The organism is Geojedonia litorea (genome assembly GCF_042654525.1).
GTDB classification, from domain to species: domain Bacteria; phylum Bacteroidota; class Bacteroidia; order Flavobacteriales; family Flavobacteriaceae; genus Geojedonia; species Geojedonia litorea.
In genome coordinates this window covers 252,213-266,854 of record NZ_JBHSGP010000012.1, presented here as the reverse complement: position 1 = coordinate 266,854, position 14,642 = coordinate 252,213, and the positions used below count along the sequence as shown (strand labels likewise).

The 14,642-nt window shown below is 33.7% G+C and carries 13 protein-coding genes; 10 read left to right on the top strand and 3 right to left on the bottom strand.

The genetic code is table 11. The annotated features are described in order from the left end of the window. Positions 1-2: 2 nt before the first annotated feature. The 10 genes from coaBC (at position 3) to ACFO5O_RS07295 (ending at position 12,535) form a co-directional block, all read left to right on the top strand. Entirely contained in the window at positions 3-1,214 is a 1,212-nt protein-coding gene (gene coaBC / locus ACFO5O_RS07340) for a bifunctional phosphopantothenoylcysteine decarboxylase/phosphopantothenate--cysteine ligase CoaBC (RefSeq protein ID WP_387962390.1), read from the top strand. Further along, positions 1,207-2,091 carry a type IX secretion system protein PorD gene (gene porD, locus ACFO5O_RS07335; protein ID WP_387962388.1) on the top strand — a complete coding sequence of 295 codons (885 nt, stop codon included), beginning with the start codon at positions 1,207-1,209 and terminating at the stop codon, positions 2,089-2,091. The genes coaBC and porD overlap by 8 nt, the downstream gene beginning before the upstream one ends. A 46-nt stretch (positions 2,092-2,137) precedes the next feature. Beyond that, positions 2,138-3,790 carry a DNA repair protein RecN gene (recN, locus tag ACFO5O_RS07330; RefSeq protein WP_387962386.1) on the top strand — a complete coding sequence of 551 codons (1,653 nt, stop codon included), beginning with the start codon at positions 2,138-2,140 and terminating at the stop codon, positions 3,788-3,790. A 104-nt stretch (positions 3,791-3,894) separates the two neighbouring features. After that, a complete protein-coding gene (locus ACFO5O_RS07325) occupies positions 3,895-4,707 on the top strand; it encodes an enoyl-ACP reductase FabI (RefSeq protein WP_387962385.1) in 813 nt (270 codons plus the stop codon). A gap of 129 nt (positions 4,708-4,836) precedes the next feature. Continuing rightward, positions 4,837-7,533 (top strand): MopE-related protein, encoded by a 2,697-nt coding sequence (locus ACFO5O_RS07320; RefSeq protein ID WP_387962383.1) that lies wholly within the window; start codon positions 4,837-4,839, stop codon positions 7,531-7,533. Between the two features lie 74 nt (positions 7,534-7,607). Next, positions 7,608-8,621 (top strand): glycosyltransferase family 2 protein, encoded by a 1,014-nt coding sequence (locus tag ACFO5O_RS07315; protein ID WP_387962381.1) that lies wholly within the window; start codon positions 7,608-7,610, stop codon positions 8,619-8,621. Further along, positions 8,611-9,573 (top strand): CdaR family protein, encoded by a 963-nt coding sequence (locus tag ACFO5O_RS07310; RefSeq protein ID WP_387962379.1) that lies wholly within the window; start codon positions 8,611-8,613, stop codon positions 9,571-9,573. Before ACFO5O_RS07315 ends, ACFO5O_RS07310 begins: the two co-directional genes overlap by 11 nt. Positions 9,574-9,583: 10 nt before the next feature. Continuing rightward, positions 9,584-10,183 (top strand): dephospho-CoA kinase, encoded by a 600-nt coding sequence (gene coaE / locus ACFO5O_RS07305; protein WP_387962377.1) that lies wholly within the window; start codon positions 9,584-9,586, stop codon positions 10,181-10,183. A 99-nt stretch (positions 10,184-10,282) separates the two neighbouring features. Further along, on the top strand, positions 10,283-11,821 hold the full coding sequence (locus ACFO5O_RS07300) for a sensor histidine kinase (RefSeq protein ID WP_387962375.1): 1,539 nt from the start codon (positions 10,283-10,285) through the stop codon (positions 11,819-11,821). 3 nt (positions 11,822-11,824) lie between these two features. After that, on the top strand, positions 11,825-12,535 hold the full coding sequence (locus ACFO5O_RS07295) for a response regulator transcription factor (RefSeq protein WP_387962373.1): 711 nt from the start codon (positions 11,825-11,827) through the stop codon (positions 12,533-12,535). A gap of 74 nt (positions 12,536-12,609) precedes the next feature. On the opposite strand, the gene ACFO5O_RS07290 is transcribed toward ACFO5O_RS07295, so the two are convergent. The 3 genes from ACFO5O_RS07290 to ACFO5O_RS07280 form a co-directional block, all read right to left on the bottom strand. After that, positions 12,610-12,801 carry a cold-shock protein gene (locus ACFO5O_RS07290; RefSeq protein WP_119029192.1) on the bottom strand — a complete coding sequence of 64 codons (192 nt, stop codon included), beginning with the start codon at positions 12,799-12,801 and terminating at the stop codon, positions 12,610-12,612. Positions 12,802-12,881: 80 nt separating this feature from the next. Beyond that, entirely contained in the window at positions 12,882-13,790 is a 909-nt protein-coding gene (gene miaA / locus ACFO5O_RS07285; RefSeq protein WP_387962371.1) for a tRNA (adenosine(37)-N6)-dimethylallyltransferase MiaA, read from the bottom strand. After that, complete coding sequence (locus ACFO5O_RS07280) at positions 13,783-14,637, bottom strand: ion transporter (protein ID WP_387962369.1); 855 nt, start codon at positions 14,635-14,637, stop codon at positions 13,783-13,785. Before ACFO5O_RS07280 ends, miaA begins: the two co-directional genes overlap by 8 nt. Positions 14,638-14,642: the final 5 nt, after the last annotated feature.

Below are 14,642 nucleotides of genomic sequence, written 5' to 3'. Positions count from 1 at the left end.
AGATGTCAGTATTAAGCGGCAAAAATATACTTTTAGGCATCACTGCTGGTATAGCTGCTTATAAAACAGCCAGCCTCGTAAGGCTATTTATTAAAGCAGGCGCAAACGTAAAGGTCGTTATGACGCCTGCTTCAAAAGACTTCATTACACCTTTAACCTTATCGACATTATCAAAAAATCCAGTACATTCTTCGTTTACAAATGAAGAAGATGAAAATGCTGTCTGGAATAATCATGTTGAACTAGGGCTTTGGGCCAACTTATTCATTATCGCTCCAGCAACGGCAAATACTTTGTCAAAAATGGCAAATGGTGTTTGTGATAATTTGCTAATGGCTACCTATCTATCTGCTAAATGCCCGGTGTATTTTGCTCCGGCTATGGATCTCGATATGTATAAGCACCCTACAACACTGCGTTCTTTTGAAATTTTAAATAGTTTCAGAAACATCATGATTCCTGCTACTTCGGGCGAATTAGCAAGTGGGTTAGTAGGTGAAGGACGAATGGCAGAACCCGAGGATATTATTGATTTCATAGAACAGGACATTTTAGATAAACTTCCATTAAAAGGAAAAAAAGTTTTAGTAACTGCAGGTCCAACCTATGAAGCTATTGATCCAGTTCGGTTTATCGGTAATCATTCAAGTGGAAAAATGGGCTTTGAAATTGCTAAAGCTGCTGCAAATTTGGGTGCAGAAGTCATTCTAGTTTCTGGGCCTTCACATGAAAATATCAACTCAAATCGCATTACAACAGTTCGCGTTACAAGTGCTTTAGAGATGTATAATGAAGTGCATCAGCATTTCAAATTTATGAATATCGCCATACTTTCGGCAGCTGTTGCCGATTATAAACCTAAATTTGTGGCCGATCAAAAAATAAAAAAGAAGGATAGTTCGTTTACAATAGAGTTGGAAAAAACTAAAGACATTCTGGCTTCATTGGGAGCGATTAAACAAGATCAATTTTTAGTTGGATTTGCGCTAGAAACCAATAATGAATTACAACATGCTAAAGCTAAATTGAAATCTAAAAATTTAGACTTAATAGTACTAAATTCATTAAATGATGAAGGTGCAGGTTTTGGAGTATCAACAAATAAAGTTACATTTATAACAAAAACCGATGCTGTTATTGAACAAGAGCTAAAATCCAAAACTGAAGTCGCTCATGATTTAATGCATCAGATTATAAAACAACTAAATGCGTAACCTTTTATTTTTATTTTATTTAAGTGCGTCAATTGGATTTTCTCAAGAACTTAACTGTAACCTAGTTGTTAATGCCCAACAAACAGGTAATGAAAATGTTCAGGTGTTTAAAACTCTTGAAAAACAATTAAATGAATTTGTGAATAATACTACTTGGACCAACAAATCGTTTAAACCCCAAGAACGTATCAATTGTAGTATGGTGATCACCATCCAGAATTATAATAGTGATATTTTCCAAGGAACTATTCAAATACAAGCCTCAAGACCTGTATTTAATTCTTCTTATAGCACTCCAATTTATAGTTTTAATGATCGTGATTTCACCTTTCAATATTTAGAATTTCAAAATATGGTTTATAATCCCAATCAATTTGAATCTAATTTGGTATCCGTAATTACCTATCATATATACATGATATTAGGCTTAGATGCCGATAGTTTTCAATTAAACGGAGGTGATTCATACTTTGCTCAAGCACAAACTATCCTTAATTATTCTCAACAAGAAAATTTTAGAGGCTGGAAATTAGAAGATGGTAATCAATCACGATTTACCTTGATCGATAATATCTTGTCGCCTACCTTTAAGGAGTTTAGATCAGTAATGTACAATTATCATATTAATGGATTGGATATTATGAGTGATAATGCAAAAAAAGGTAAAACCCAAATCGCTGAAGCCATAGAAGAATTAGCGGTTATGAACAGACGGCGACCAAATTCTTTTTTAATGCGGGTATTTTTTGATACTAAAGCTCAAGAAATTGAAGATATTTTTAGTGATGGCCCTAGTGTGAATATTGCCGATTTGGTAGATACTTTGACAAAAATAGCACCAACACATGCCGCAAAATGGCGAAATATTGATTTTTAAAAACAATCTTTTTAATTCCTAAACAGCTAAAGGTTGATTAAAAACTATGCTTACCACGCTTTCTATAAAAAATTATGCACTTATTGACGACCTTCAGGTTAACTTCAATAACGGACTAACTATTATTACGGGTGAAACCGGTGCCGGAAAATCTATTTTATTAGGAGGCTTATCCCTTATTTTAGGAAAACGCGCCGATATGAGCAGTGTGAATGATCCCTCAAAAAAGTGTGTTATTGAAGCCACTTTCGATATTGCCGGCTATAATCTAAAACAACTTTTTAAAACTGAAGATTTAGATTACGAATCCCAAACCATAATTAGACGTGAAATTTTACCTTCAGGGAAGTCGAGGGCATTTATTAATGATACACCTGTCAATTTAGATAGTTTACAGATATTAGGAGAACGCTTGTTGGATATTCATTCACAACATCAAACACTTGAGTTGACCAATGATGACTTTCAGTTTCAGGTTATTGATGCTTTAGCCGAGAACATATTCAACTTAAAAACGTATTCTGAAGATCTAGCAGCATTTAAGCAATTAAAAAATGAGTTAAAGGAGCTTGAAGAACGAAAAGCTGAAGCTATAAAAGAGCACGATTATAATGTTTTTTTGCTCAAAGAATTGGAAGAAGCTAAATTAATTACTGGTGAGCTCGAAACCCTTGAAGAAGAGTATGAAACGCTCAATAATATCGAAGAAATTAGAGAGATATTGATGCTGTCTAGTAACATTTTAAATAGTGATGAACTTGGAGTTTTGACCAATTTAACCGAAATAAAAAATCAGTTGTCTAGACTGGCTAGCTATGGTTCTACATATAAGTCCCTGTTTGAACGCGTTAAAAGCAGTTTGATTGAATTGGACGATATTTTTGCTGAACTCGAGAATGCCCAAGAACAGATAGAAGCAGATCCTAAAAGATTGGAAATTGTCAATAATAAGCTTCAAATTTTACATAATTTGATGCAAAAGCATTCCGTTTTAAATATCGAAGACTTAATCCAAATTAGAGAAGCTCTTTCTGAAAAAGTATTTGTTAGCGAAAGCTTAGATGATGCTATTTTAAGTAAGAAAAATGAAATTGATTTGCTATTAAAAAAGTTAGATGAGAATGCACTTCTAATCCGAAATAACAGATTAAATATACTACCTAGCTTAATTCAACAACTTGAAGAAATACTAGCAACTCTAGGGATGCCCGATGCTAAATTTGATATTCAATTAAATGCTTTAAATGCTTATTTAAATAATGGCAAAGACCAATTGTTGTTTTTGTTTTCAGCAAATAAAGGAAGTCAATTTCTCGAGCTTAAAAAAGCAGCCTCTGGAGGCGAATTATCTCGAATAATGCTAGCAATAAAAGCGATTCTTTCAAAATATATCCAATTGCCAACAATCATTTTTGATGAAATTGACACTGGTGTTTCAGGTGAAATTTCAAACAAAATGGCCAGTATTATGCAGCAAATGAGCAAGAGTATGCAAGTCGTCACCATTACTCATTTACCCCAAATTGCTGCAAAAGGTGATTCACATTTCAAAGTTTATAAAGAAGAGGTTGAGGGTTTGACTAGAACTCAGTTAAAACGACTTAATCCAGATGAGCGCATTGTAGAAATTGCACAAATGTTAGGCGGCCTAAACATTTCTAACTCGGCAATAGCCCATGCAAAGCAATTATTGAATTGAAAAACTTTTGAGTTTGAAAGTTTAAACTTTAAAGTTTTCTTATTTTTGATTTAAATATTGCTAATATAAAATACATCAACTAATCTTACAAAAACATAAAAAACATGTCATATAACTTACTAAAAGGAAAAAGAGGGATTATTTTTGGAGCTCTGGATGCTAATTCCATTGCTTGGAAAACTGCAGAGCGCGTTCATGAAGAAGGTGGAACATTTGTTTTAACCAATGCACCTATTGCAATGCGTATGGGGCAAATTAATGAATTAGCCGAGAAAACAGGATCTCAAATTATTCCGGCAGATGCCACATCTATTGAAGATTTAGAAAACCTAGTATCTCAATCTATGGAGATTTTGGGTGGTAAATTAGACTTTGTTTTGCATTCTATAGGTATGTCTGTTAATGTAAGAAAGGGTAGAGCTTATACCGATCAAAATTATGATTGGACACAAAAAGGGACCGATGTATCTGCCATGTCGTTCCATAAAGTGATGCAAACGCTCTACAAAGCAGATGCTATGAATGAATGGGGAAGTATTGTAGCGCTTTCATATATGGCCGCACAACGGGTTTTTCCAGATTATAATGATATGGCCGACAATAAAGCCTATCTTGAAAGTATAGCGCGTAGTTTTGGCTATTTCTTTGGTAAAGATAAAAAGGTAAGAGTGAATACCATTTCACAATCACCAACTCCAACTACTGCTGGTCAAGGAGTTAAAGGTTTTGATGGATTTATAGCCTATGCAGATAAAATGTCGCCTTTGGGGAATGCTACGGCATTAGATTGTGCCAATTATACAGTGACTCTTTTTAGCGATTTAACCAAACGCGTAACACTACAAAACTTATATAATGATGGAGGATTTAGCAATGTTGGTGTTAGCAATGAAGTGATGGAAGCATTTATGAAATAAAATTTTAATATATCCTTTTAAATGACCTCGTTAACAGCAAGTTGGCGAGGTTTTTTTTGTTTCAACTAATTTTCCTGCGCATTTGGGATGGATGTATTAATTTGCTGTAAACCCAAAAATCTAGCCCTTATGAGAAAATGTATACTTTCAATTTTTTTGGTTTTTTTATCGCATTATTCCTTATCACAATGTATAAATGGCACTGAAAATTCTATTGTAATTTCTTCCAATGATGGATTTCTTCAAGAACTTTCTAATAACGTCGAAACCTCTGAATATGTTACAGTTAATAGTTTAGTGATTGGACATAATTATCAGTTTACAAGTACTAGAACAGGGAACACTGACTATATCACAGTAACGAATACGTCTAACACCGTTATAAGTCATGGTGTTTCACCACTTACAATTAATAATATTCAGTTTAATACTATAAGAATTCATGTAAAAGTTAATTCTGGGTGCGATGCTGATGCTTTTTTTCATGAAGTGAATCTGTTGGATTTAACAGTTGAACCTACTACTTGTCAAAAACCAGAAAGTAACAGTTTAGGAATTAGTTTTAAGTCAGACACAAGAATTGATTTACATTGGAATACGCCAGTTTTAGGAAGCCCACCATCTGGCTATGATTGGGAAATAGTTCCTGACGGAAATGCACCTGGAGTTGGTACAGTGGCTTCTGGATTTGTAAGTGCTCCGACTACAAGTTTTAGTACTGGTAACGTTTTAAGTGCAAGCACAACTTATGATATTTATTTAAGATCAAATTGTGTTAGTGAAGGTTATGGTACAGGAGAGTATTATTTGACCAGTGGAGGCAATATCCCTGGTTTTACAACAAATGCTAATCCTCCACCATCTAATGACCTTTGTACTGGTGCTATAACTCTTGTCGAAGAAACGAGTATTCCCGATGCAGCTTCAGCTACCCCAACAGCAGGCACATTATTGGGAGGTGCTGGCACTGATGCTGATGCGGAGTTATGCGGCGGGTCAACTGGTAATGCTAGAGATGATGTTTGGTATAAGTTTGTGGCTCAAACCTCTAATGTAAATATAACAGTCGAGCCCAATAACAGCCAAGATTTTGTGTTGACTTTGTATTCGGGTGATTGTAATTCATTGTCTTATTTAGATTGTAGTGACACCAATATTAATAGTCCAGCCATGGAAGAAATTAGTTATTCAGGGTTAACAATCGGAAACACTTATTTTACTAGAGTCTATTACTATGGAACAAATACCCCGGCAAATCCAACATTCAATATTAAAATTTGGACTCCAGGCACAGCTACTGATGCCGATGGTGATGGTTATAGTAATACAGTAGACTGTGATGATAATAATGCTTCAATCTATCCTGGAGCAACAGAAATTGTAGGTAATGGAATTGATGAAAACTGTGATGGAATGTATGAATGGTATCAAGATAATGATGGCGATGGTTATGGAACAACGGTAGTTGTTCAATCAACTAATAGTAGTCCGGGGTCAGGAGAGTCAAACAATTCATTAGATTGTAATGACAGCGATCCTTCCATTAATCCTGGGGCAACCGATGTGGTGGCCAATGGTGTTGATGAAGACTGTGATGGGATGTTCCAATGGTATCAAGATAATGATGGCGATGGTTATGGAACAACGGTAGTTGTTCAATCAACTAATAGTAGTCCGGGGGCAGGAGAGTCAAACAATTCATTAGATTGTAATGACAGCGATCCTTCCATTAATCCTGGAGCTACCGATGTTGTGGCCAATGGTGTTGATGAAAACTGTGATGGGATGTTCCAATGGTATCAAGATAATGATGGTGATGGTTATGGAACAACTGTGGTTGTTCAATCAACTAATAGTAGTCCGGGAGCAGGAGAGTCAAACAATTCATTAGATTGTAATGACAGCGATCCTTCCATTAATCCTGGAGCTACCGATGTGGTGGCAAATGGTGTTGATGAAAACTGTGATGGGATGTTTCAATGGTATCAAGATAATGATGGCGATGGTTATGGAACAACGGTAGTTGTTCAATCAACTAATAGTAGTCCGGGGGCAGGAGAGTCAAACAATTCATTAGATTGTAATGACAGCGATCCTTCCATTAATCCTGGAGCTACCGATGTTGTGGCCAATGGTGTTGATGAAAACTGTGATGGGATGTTCCAATGGTATCAAGATAATGATGGTGATGGTTATGGAACAACGGTGGTTGTTCAATCAACTAATAGTAGTCCGGGAGCAGGAGAGTCTAGTAATTTATTAGATTGTAATGACAGTGATCCTTCCATTAATCCTGGAGCTACCGATGTTGTGGCCAATGGTGTTGATGAAAATTGTGATGGGATGTTCCAATGGTATCAAGATAATGATGGTGATGGTTATGGAACAACGGTGGTTGTTCAATCAACTAATAGTAGTCCGGGAGCAGGAGAGTCTAGTAATTCATTAGATTGTAATGACAGTGATCCTTCCATTAATCCAGGGATGTCTGAAGTGCCAAATAATGGAATTGATGACGATTGTAACCCTTCTACCCCAGATGGAACTCTAGGAGAAGAAGATTTAAAACTTGAAAAGATTAATGTGTATCCAAATCCGTTTAATGGGAAAATGACCATCCATTTGCCTCCTAAATATGAAAACAGCGATTTTGAAATAACACTTATCGACCTCAATGGTAGGCGAATTTTAAACCATGTTTCTACGAGTGTTAATAGACGAATCAATATTGAAAACCTTCATAATTTAGAACTAGGGACCTATTTTTTAAGAGTTAAGCACATTATTACAGGTCAAACAACGGTTAAGCAATTGCTCAAGTACTAAAATACAATTATGGTGAAATTCAAAAGCTACCGATTTGGTGGCTTTTGAATTTTCTTTAATTACCTTTGTGTGATATGAAAACCTCGCATTTTTCTTTTATCATACCCGTTTTTAATAGGCCAGAAGAGGTTAAAGAACTTTTGGATACCTTTATTAAACTTGAAGGAGATTTTGATTTTGAAATTGTTCTAGTTGAAGATGGTTCTACACAGACTTCTGAACATGTAGTTAATCAATTTAAGGATCAATTGCGTATTTCATATTATTATAAAGAAAATACAGGGCCAGGTGACTCTAGAAATTTCGGAATGCGAAAAGCTAAAGGCAATTATTTTATTATTCTGGATTCAGATTGTTTGTTGCCTAAATCCTATTTAAAAGTTGTTAAAAACCATTTGGAGAAGAACTATTCAGATTGTTACGGGGGCCCAGATGCTGCTCATGAGTCGTTTAGTAAACTTCAAAAAGCCATAAATTTTGCTATGACCTCGTTTATGACCACTGGCGGAATTAGAGGTGGTAAGACTAGCGTGGATAATTTTCAACCTAGAAGTTTCAATATGGGGCTATCAAAAGAGGCATTTGAAAACTCTGGAGGGTTTGGAAGAATCCACCCCGGAGAGGACCCAGACTTGTCCATAAGACTAAATAATCTTGGGTATAAAACACAGCTCATCGAAAATGCCTTTGTTTATCATAAGCGCCGAATTTCATGGTCAAAATTTTACACTCAAGTTTATAAATTTGGGATGGTTAGACCAATATTAAATTCTTGGCATCCAAAAACTAAACGTTTAACCTATTGGTTTCCTGCTTTATTTAGTCTAGGTCTTATTTTTGCCTTATTTTTAAGTGTATTTGGTTATCTATGGTTGTTGCAAATTTTCGGAATGTATTTATTACTAACATTTGTAGTTGCCTGGATAACATCTAGAGATTTAGTAGTGGGTGTATTATCAATTATTGCTGTTTTAATTCAATTTTTTGGATATGGATATGGGTTTTTAAAATCAACCTTGGCAATTAAATTATTTCGAAAGAATCCTGAACAACAGTTCCCAAATTTATTTTTTAAGCATGTCGAATAGTGTAAAATCTAAATTTGTAAAGTCTATTAAGAATAAAAAACTTCATGTTTTTGGACTCTTTTTTTTGTTCGCTTTTCTTTTTTTGTTACTCTCAAAGTTATCAAAAACATACACTGAAGATATTCCTGTAGCTATTAATTTCATCAATTTACCACAGAACCAAGTAATAGTAACTGATAGTTCTCCGGTAATGAACGCAACTGTGTCTGCCTATGGATTTAATTTGCTGATTTATCAATTTAGAAAACATACTATTGCCGTTGATTTTAGCAAGGATGTTTATAAACAAAACAATAATTATGTTTGGGTACCCAATAAGTATAAGCACAAAATTAATGAACAATTAAGTCAATTCACAGAGATTATTTTAATTGAGCCAGATACTTTATATTTTCCTGTTGAAACCTTATCATCAAAAAAAGTGCCTATTGTATTGAATGAAAGTATCAAATTTAAATCTGGATATAATATTTTAAACGGATATAAAATTGAGCCAGACTCGGTAAATGTAATAGGATCGGAGCAGGAAATATCTAAAGTTAAAAGCGTGGAAACTTTGGCATTAAACCTAACAGATGTTTCTACTAATATTGATGTAAAATTGCCATTGAAGCAATTTAATTCTAAATTAAAATATTCTATTGATGAAACTAGTGTTAGGGCTAATGTTGAAAAGTTTACGGAAGGCACCATAGAAATCCCTGTAACTATCGTAAATAAGCCGTTAGGCGTTGAGGTTAATTATTTTCCAAAAGTCATCACAATAGCTTACAATGTTAGTTTAGATAATTATAAAAATGTAAAACCATTAGACTTCAAAGTGGAATGCGATTATTTAGAAATTGAGCAATCAAATAAAACCTATTTTACACCTAAATTAGTAAAGGTTTCACCGATCGTTAAAAATGTGAAATTGAAGCAAAACAAAGTAGAGTTTATCTTAATACAATAAAAAGAAACAAATGAAAATTGTTGGACTTACTGGAGGTATTGGCAGTGGTAAAACTACGGTTGCTAATTTGTTTAAGACTTTAGGTATTCCAACTTACATAGCAGATATTGAAGCCAAAAAATTGATGCAATCATCTAAAGTTGTCAAAAGAAAATTAATAGCATTATTTGGAGAGCAGGCCTATATTAATGGGAACATCAATAAACCATTTATCTCGTCAAAAATATTTAATGATCAAACGTATTTAGATAAAATGAATGCCATTGTTCATCCTAAAGTGGCACAACATTTTAAAAGATGGATAAAAAAACAAAACGCTGCATATATAATTAAGGAAGCGGCTATTATTTTTGAGCATCAAATGCAGTCTCAATATGATTATATTATCACAGTTACAGCAAATCGAGAAGAACGTATACGTCGAATTTTAAATCGGGATGCTACTACAAAAGATAAAGTGGTTACTATAATGAAGCATCAATGGTCTGACGAAGAGAAAATAAAACTGTCTGATTTTGTTATAGTTAACGACCAACTTGAGCACACTAAAAATCAAGTGTTAAAGGTGCATGAAACATTGCTTAATAAGATTAATAACTCTAAATTTTAACATATTTGTTAAGGTAAGGTTAAAGGGTACAAGTGCTAAATGTTAAAATGTTAAATTTGAACGATGGGCAAAAAGCTTTTCATTTTAATGGTAGTACTAATGAGTTCATCACTCATTGGAATCATTTTTGTTCAGGCATATTTTATTAATAATACTCTAGAAAACGAAGAGAAAAATTTTACATTGAATGTAAAGCGTTCTTTAAGTTTTGTTTCAAAGACTATTGAAAACAAAGAGTTAATAAGCTATAATAAAATATACCAGAATATTATTGAAAGTGGTGCTAATCCTGATTCAACCAAAATCAGGGCGTCATTGATTCTCAACAGCTTAAACGAGGACACCAATGAAATCACCATTTATCAAAATGCCATTTCCGAAGAAAGCTTCAAAGTACCATCAATGTTCTTTGACATCGGTTTAGATAGTGTAAGCGTTAGTCGTTTTACCAATCAAAGGGAAACGGTGGTTTATGATAGAAATACACTAGACGGGAATACTCAAGTAAGTCCTATAAAAACAATCCAGAGTTATAATACATTAGATGATATCGGGCGGAAGATTTTTGAAACGTCGTATCGTGATTTTTACAGAGATTATCCAGTTTATAAGCGTATTTCAACTGAAGAAGTCCACGATTTTTTGGATAATCAATTAAAGAGTGATGGAATTGAAATAGATTTTGAATTTGCTATTTATGATGAAGACTTATCTACTAAAGTACATTCTAAAAACTTTGAGCTTATAAAACCAGTGACTTATGGAGTCCCTGTGTTTTTGGATAACAACAACGAAAGTGATTATAGACTCTATGTCAATTTTCCAGATCGCAATAAATACTTGTTATCTAGCATTTTAAGAATGTTAATTCTTTCAATTATTTTTACAACAGTTATAGTTGTTGCTTATTCAAGTGCAATTTATCAATTAATTAAACAGCGTAAAATATCACAAATCAAAACAGATTTCATCAATAATATGACCCATGAATTTAAAACGCCAATTGCAACCATCAATTTGGCTCTAGATTCTATTAAAAACCCAAAGATCATTAATGATCAAGAAAAGGTAATGCGGTATTTAAATATGATAAAAGATGAAAATAAACGTATGCACGCTCAAGTTGAAAACGTCTTGAGAATATCTAAACTCGAAAAAAATGAATTAAACATTAGTAAGGATAGAGTAAAATTGCACGACCTAATTGAAGATGCAATAACTCATGTAGAGCTAATAGTTGAAGATAGAAAAGGTTATGTAAAAACACATTTAAATGCCGATAAATCTTCAGTTTTAGCAAATGAAACCCATTTTACTAATGTAATTGTCAACATTTTAGACAATGCCATCAAGTATAGTGATGAGCCGCCTAAAATAGATGTCTCAACTGAAAATGTTGGAAATAATATATTGTTACATGTCGCCGATCAAGGCAATGGCATGTCAAAACAAGTACAAAAGCGAGTGTTCGAAAAATTTTATAGAGAACACACTGGAAATGTACACAATGTTAAAGGTCACGGATTAGGACTGGCCTATGTGAAACGAATGGTTGAAGACCATCAAGGTCACATTTCAGTAGAAAGTGAAAAAGGAAAGGGTAGTGTATTTACAATAAAACTGCCATTAATATCATAAATTATGGAAGCACAAAACAAGAAAATACTTTTAGTAGAAGATGATCCAAACTTTGGTACCGTACTTAAAGATTATTTAATGATGAACGACTATGAAGTTGTTCATGCAAAAAACGGTATGGAAGGCTTTGAAAAGTTTAAAAAAGACGACTTTGATCTATGTATTTTAGATGTCATGATGCCTTATAAGGATGGATTCACCTTGGCAAAAGAAATAAAGGAAAAAAATGCGGAGGTTCCTATTATATTCCTGACTGCAAAAGCCATGAAGGAAGATGTGCTTAAAGGTTATAAAGTTGGAGCAGACGATTATTTAAATAAGCCTTTTGATAGTGAAGTGCTATTAATGAAAATTAAGGCAATTATTCAGCGAAAAGCAACTGATACTATTGCCGACAGCAAACAGTTTGAGTTTAAAATTGGTAAGTTTGATCTTAATTCTAAACTACGATTTTTAAAATTTGATGGAGGAGATCCCATTAAATTATCTCCAAAAGAAAATGAGTTACTTCGTATGTTAGCGCTTCACGAAAACGACTTAATGCCAAGAGAGTTGGCACTTACTAAAATTTGGCGAGATGATAATTACTTTACCTCTAGAAGTATGGATGTTTATATCGCCAAACTTCGTAAGTATTTAAAGTTGGATCCAAACGTAGAAATTTTAAATATACATGGTGAAGGCTTTAGATTGGTTGTTAACCAAAATGCCTAATAGTCACTAATACAACAAATAAAAAAAGCCTATCATTTGATAGGCTTTGTCTTTTTAAAAAAATCAAGCGTTTATTAGATAACTTTTACGTTTACTGCGTTTAATCCTTTTTTTCCTTCTGTTAAATCGAATTCTACTTCATCTCCTTCTCTAACTTCGTCGATTAAACCAGAAATGTGTACAAAATGTTCTTTGTTGTTTCCTTCTTCAGTGATGAATCCAAATCCTTTTGAATCGTTGAAGAATTTTACGGTACCTTTACTCATAATAAAATTTAAATTAATTAAGTGCCAAAGGTAGTACTAATAAAATAACTATAGGTTTTTTTTGTAGATTATTTTAAAAATCAATTAATTACTTCATTTTCAATGGTCTCAATAATTGATTCTAAAGATGAATTGTAGTCAAACCAATGGCAATTTTTATTCTTTTTAAACCAAGTGAGTTGACGTTTAGCAAAGCGCCGTGAATTCTTTTTTATTTCTGAAATAGCAAAATCTAATGTCCAGTCGCCATTTAGGTAGTTAAATAACTCTTTATAACCAACTGTATTTAATGCATTAAGGTGTTGTTTACATTGAAGTGATTTTGCTTCTTCAAGTAAACCATTATCCATCATGATGTCTACACGCTGGTTAATTCGGTTGTAAATAACTGATCGTTCTGCAGTTAAACCAATGGTTATAGTATTAAACGGTCGTTTTGTAGACTTCTTATTTAAAAACGAGGAAAAGGGTTTACCAGTGCCTATAGAAACCTCAAGCGCTCTAATTACACGATGTGGATTATCTAGAGCAATTGTTTCGTAAGTCATAGGATCTAAAACTTTAAGCTGTTTTTGGAGTGATTCTAGTCCTTCTTTTTCAATTTTAGAATTTAGTTCTGTTCTAACTTGAGGGTCTATATCAGGGAAGTCGTCTAAACCTTTTGTAATAGCATCGACATATAAGCCAGAGCCACCAACCATAATCACGATGTCATGATTTTTGAAAAGCTCGTCTAGTTTATTTAGGGCATCTTGCTCAAATGCACCAACATTGTAATCATCTTCTATAGATTTGTGGTGGATAAAATGATGTGTGGCTAATGATAGTTCTTCAGGTGTTGGAGCTGCTGTTCCAATACTCATTTCTTTATAGAACTGTCTTGAATCTGCAGAAATAATTTCGGTTTTAAAGTGCCTTGCTAATTGTATACTTAAGTTTGTTTTTCCAATCGCAGTTGGCCCAATAATGGAAATAAGGTACTTAATCATGGTGTAATTTGTAGCCACAGATATGGCAATATTCAGCACGATCTTGATGACCTTCGGTTAAACAATTTGCGCAACTTTGAGTATTGGTATGTATTTTATCAGGATTTCGGGGTTGTTCTGGTTGTTTTACTTGAGTCGTATATTCAGCCGAGACAATTCCAGTAGGAACTGCAATAATGCCATAACCTAATATCATTACCAATGCAGCAATGAATTGTCCAAGAGGTGTTTGTGGCGCAATGTCACCAAATCCAACTGTAGTAAGTGTAACAATACACCAGTACACGCTTTTAGGAATGTTGGTGAACCCGTTCTTTTCACCTTCTACCAAATACATGATAGTGCCAAGAATTATTGCTACAATTATAACAGCAAAAAGAAACACCGAAATTTTAGCTCGACTCGCTTTAAGAGCTTTAACTAAATTATTTGAAGCTCCCAGATAGCGGGCTAATTTTAAAATTCTAAATATTCTTAATAAGCGTAACGCTCTTAATGCTACTAATGCATGCGTTCCAGCAAAAATAAGGGATAAATATTTCGGGATTGTAGCAAGAAAATCAATGATTCCATAAAAACTTAAAATATATTTTATGGGTTGTCTTACACTAACAATACGAGCTATATATTCTAAACTGAACAAAATGGTGATAATCCATTCCGAAATATTTAATAATTGATGAAAGCGTTCATCAATGGCTTTCACACTTTCTAGCATAACCAATATGATACTGGCTATAATGGTAAACATCAACACTAGATCAAAAATCTTACCTGATGGGGTGTCTGCTTCATAGATAAGTTCATGAAGTTTGGATCTCCAGTTGTGTCGTGTTAGTTTGCCCATATTCT

Excerpts from the sequence above, each read along its gene's own strand:
- ACFO5O_RS07300 (WP_387962375.1), top strand. The coding sequence starts at position 10,283 with ATGAGTTCATCACTCATTGGAATCATTTTTGTTCAGGCATATTTTATT.
- ACFO5O_RS07325 (WP_387962385.1), top strand. The coding sequence starts at position 3,895 with ATGTCATATAACTTACTAAAAGGAAAAAGAGGGATTATTTTTGGAGCT.
- coaE (WP_387962377.1), top strand. The coding sequence starts at position 9,584 with ATGAAAATTGTTGGACTTACTGGAGGTATTGGCAGTGGTAAAACTACG.
- ACFO5O_RS07290 (WP_119029192.1), bottom strand. The coding sequence starts at position 12,801 with ATGAGTAAAGGTACCGTAAAATTCTTCAACGATTCAAAAGGATTTGGA.
- ACFO5O_RS07320 (WP_387962383.1), top strand. The coding sequence starts at position 4,837 with ATGAGAAAATGTATACTTTCAATTTTTTTGGTTTTTTTATCGCATTAT.
- ACFO5O_RS07315 (WP_387962381.1), top strand. The coding sequence starts at position 7,608 with ATGAAAACCTCGCATTTTTCTTTTATCATACCCGTTTTTAATAGGCCA.
- porD (WP_387962388.1), top strand. The coding sequence starts at position 1,207 with ATGCGTAACCTTTTATTTTTATTTTATTTAAGTGCGTCAATTGGATTT.
- recN (WP_387962386.1), top strand. The coding sequence starts at position 2,138 with ATGCTTACCACGCTTTCTATAAAAAATTATGCACTTATTGACGACCTT.
- ACFO5O_RS07310 (WP_387962379.1), top strand. The coding sequence starts at position 8,611 with ATGTCGAATAGTGTAAAATCTAAATTTGTAAAGTCTATTAAGAATAAA.
- coaBC (WP_387962390.1), top strand. The coding sequence starts at position 3 with ATGTCAGTATTAAGCGGCAAAAATATACTTTTAGGCATCACTGCTGGT.
- ACFO5O_RS07295 (WP_387962373.1), top strand. The coding sequence starts at position 11,825 with ATGGAAGCACAAAACAAGAAAATACTTTTAGTAGAAGATGATCCAAAC.
- miaA (WP_387962371.1), bottom strand. The coding sequence starts at position 13,790 with ATGATTAAGTACCTTATTTCCATTATTGGGCCAACTGCGATTGGAAAA.
- ACFO5O_RS07280 (WP_387962369.1), bottom strand. The coding sequence starts at position 14,637 with ATGGGCAAACTAACACGACACAACTGGAGATCCAAACTTCATGAACTT.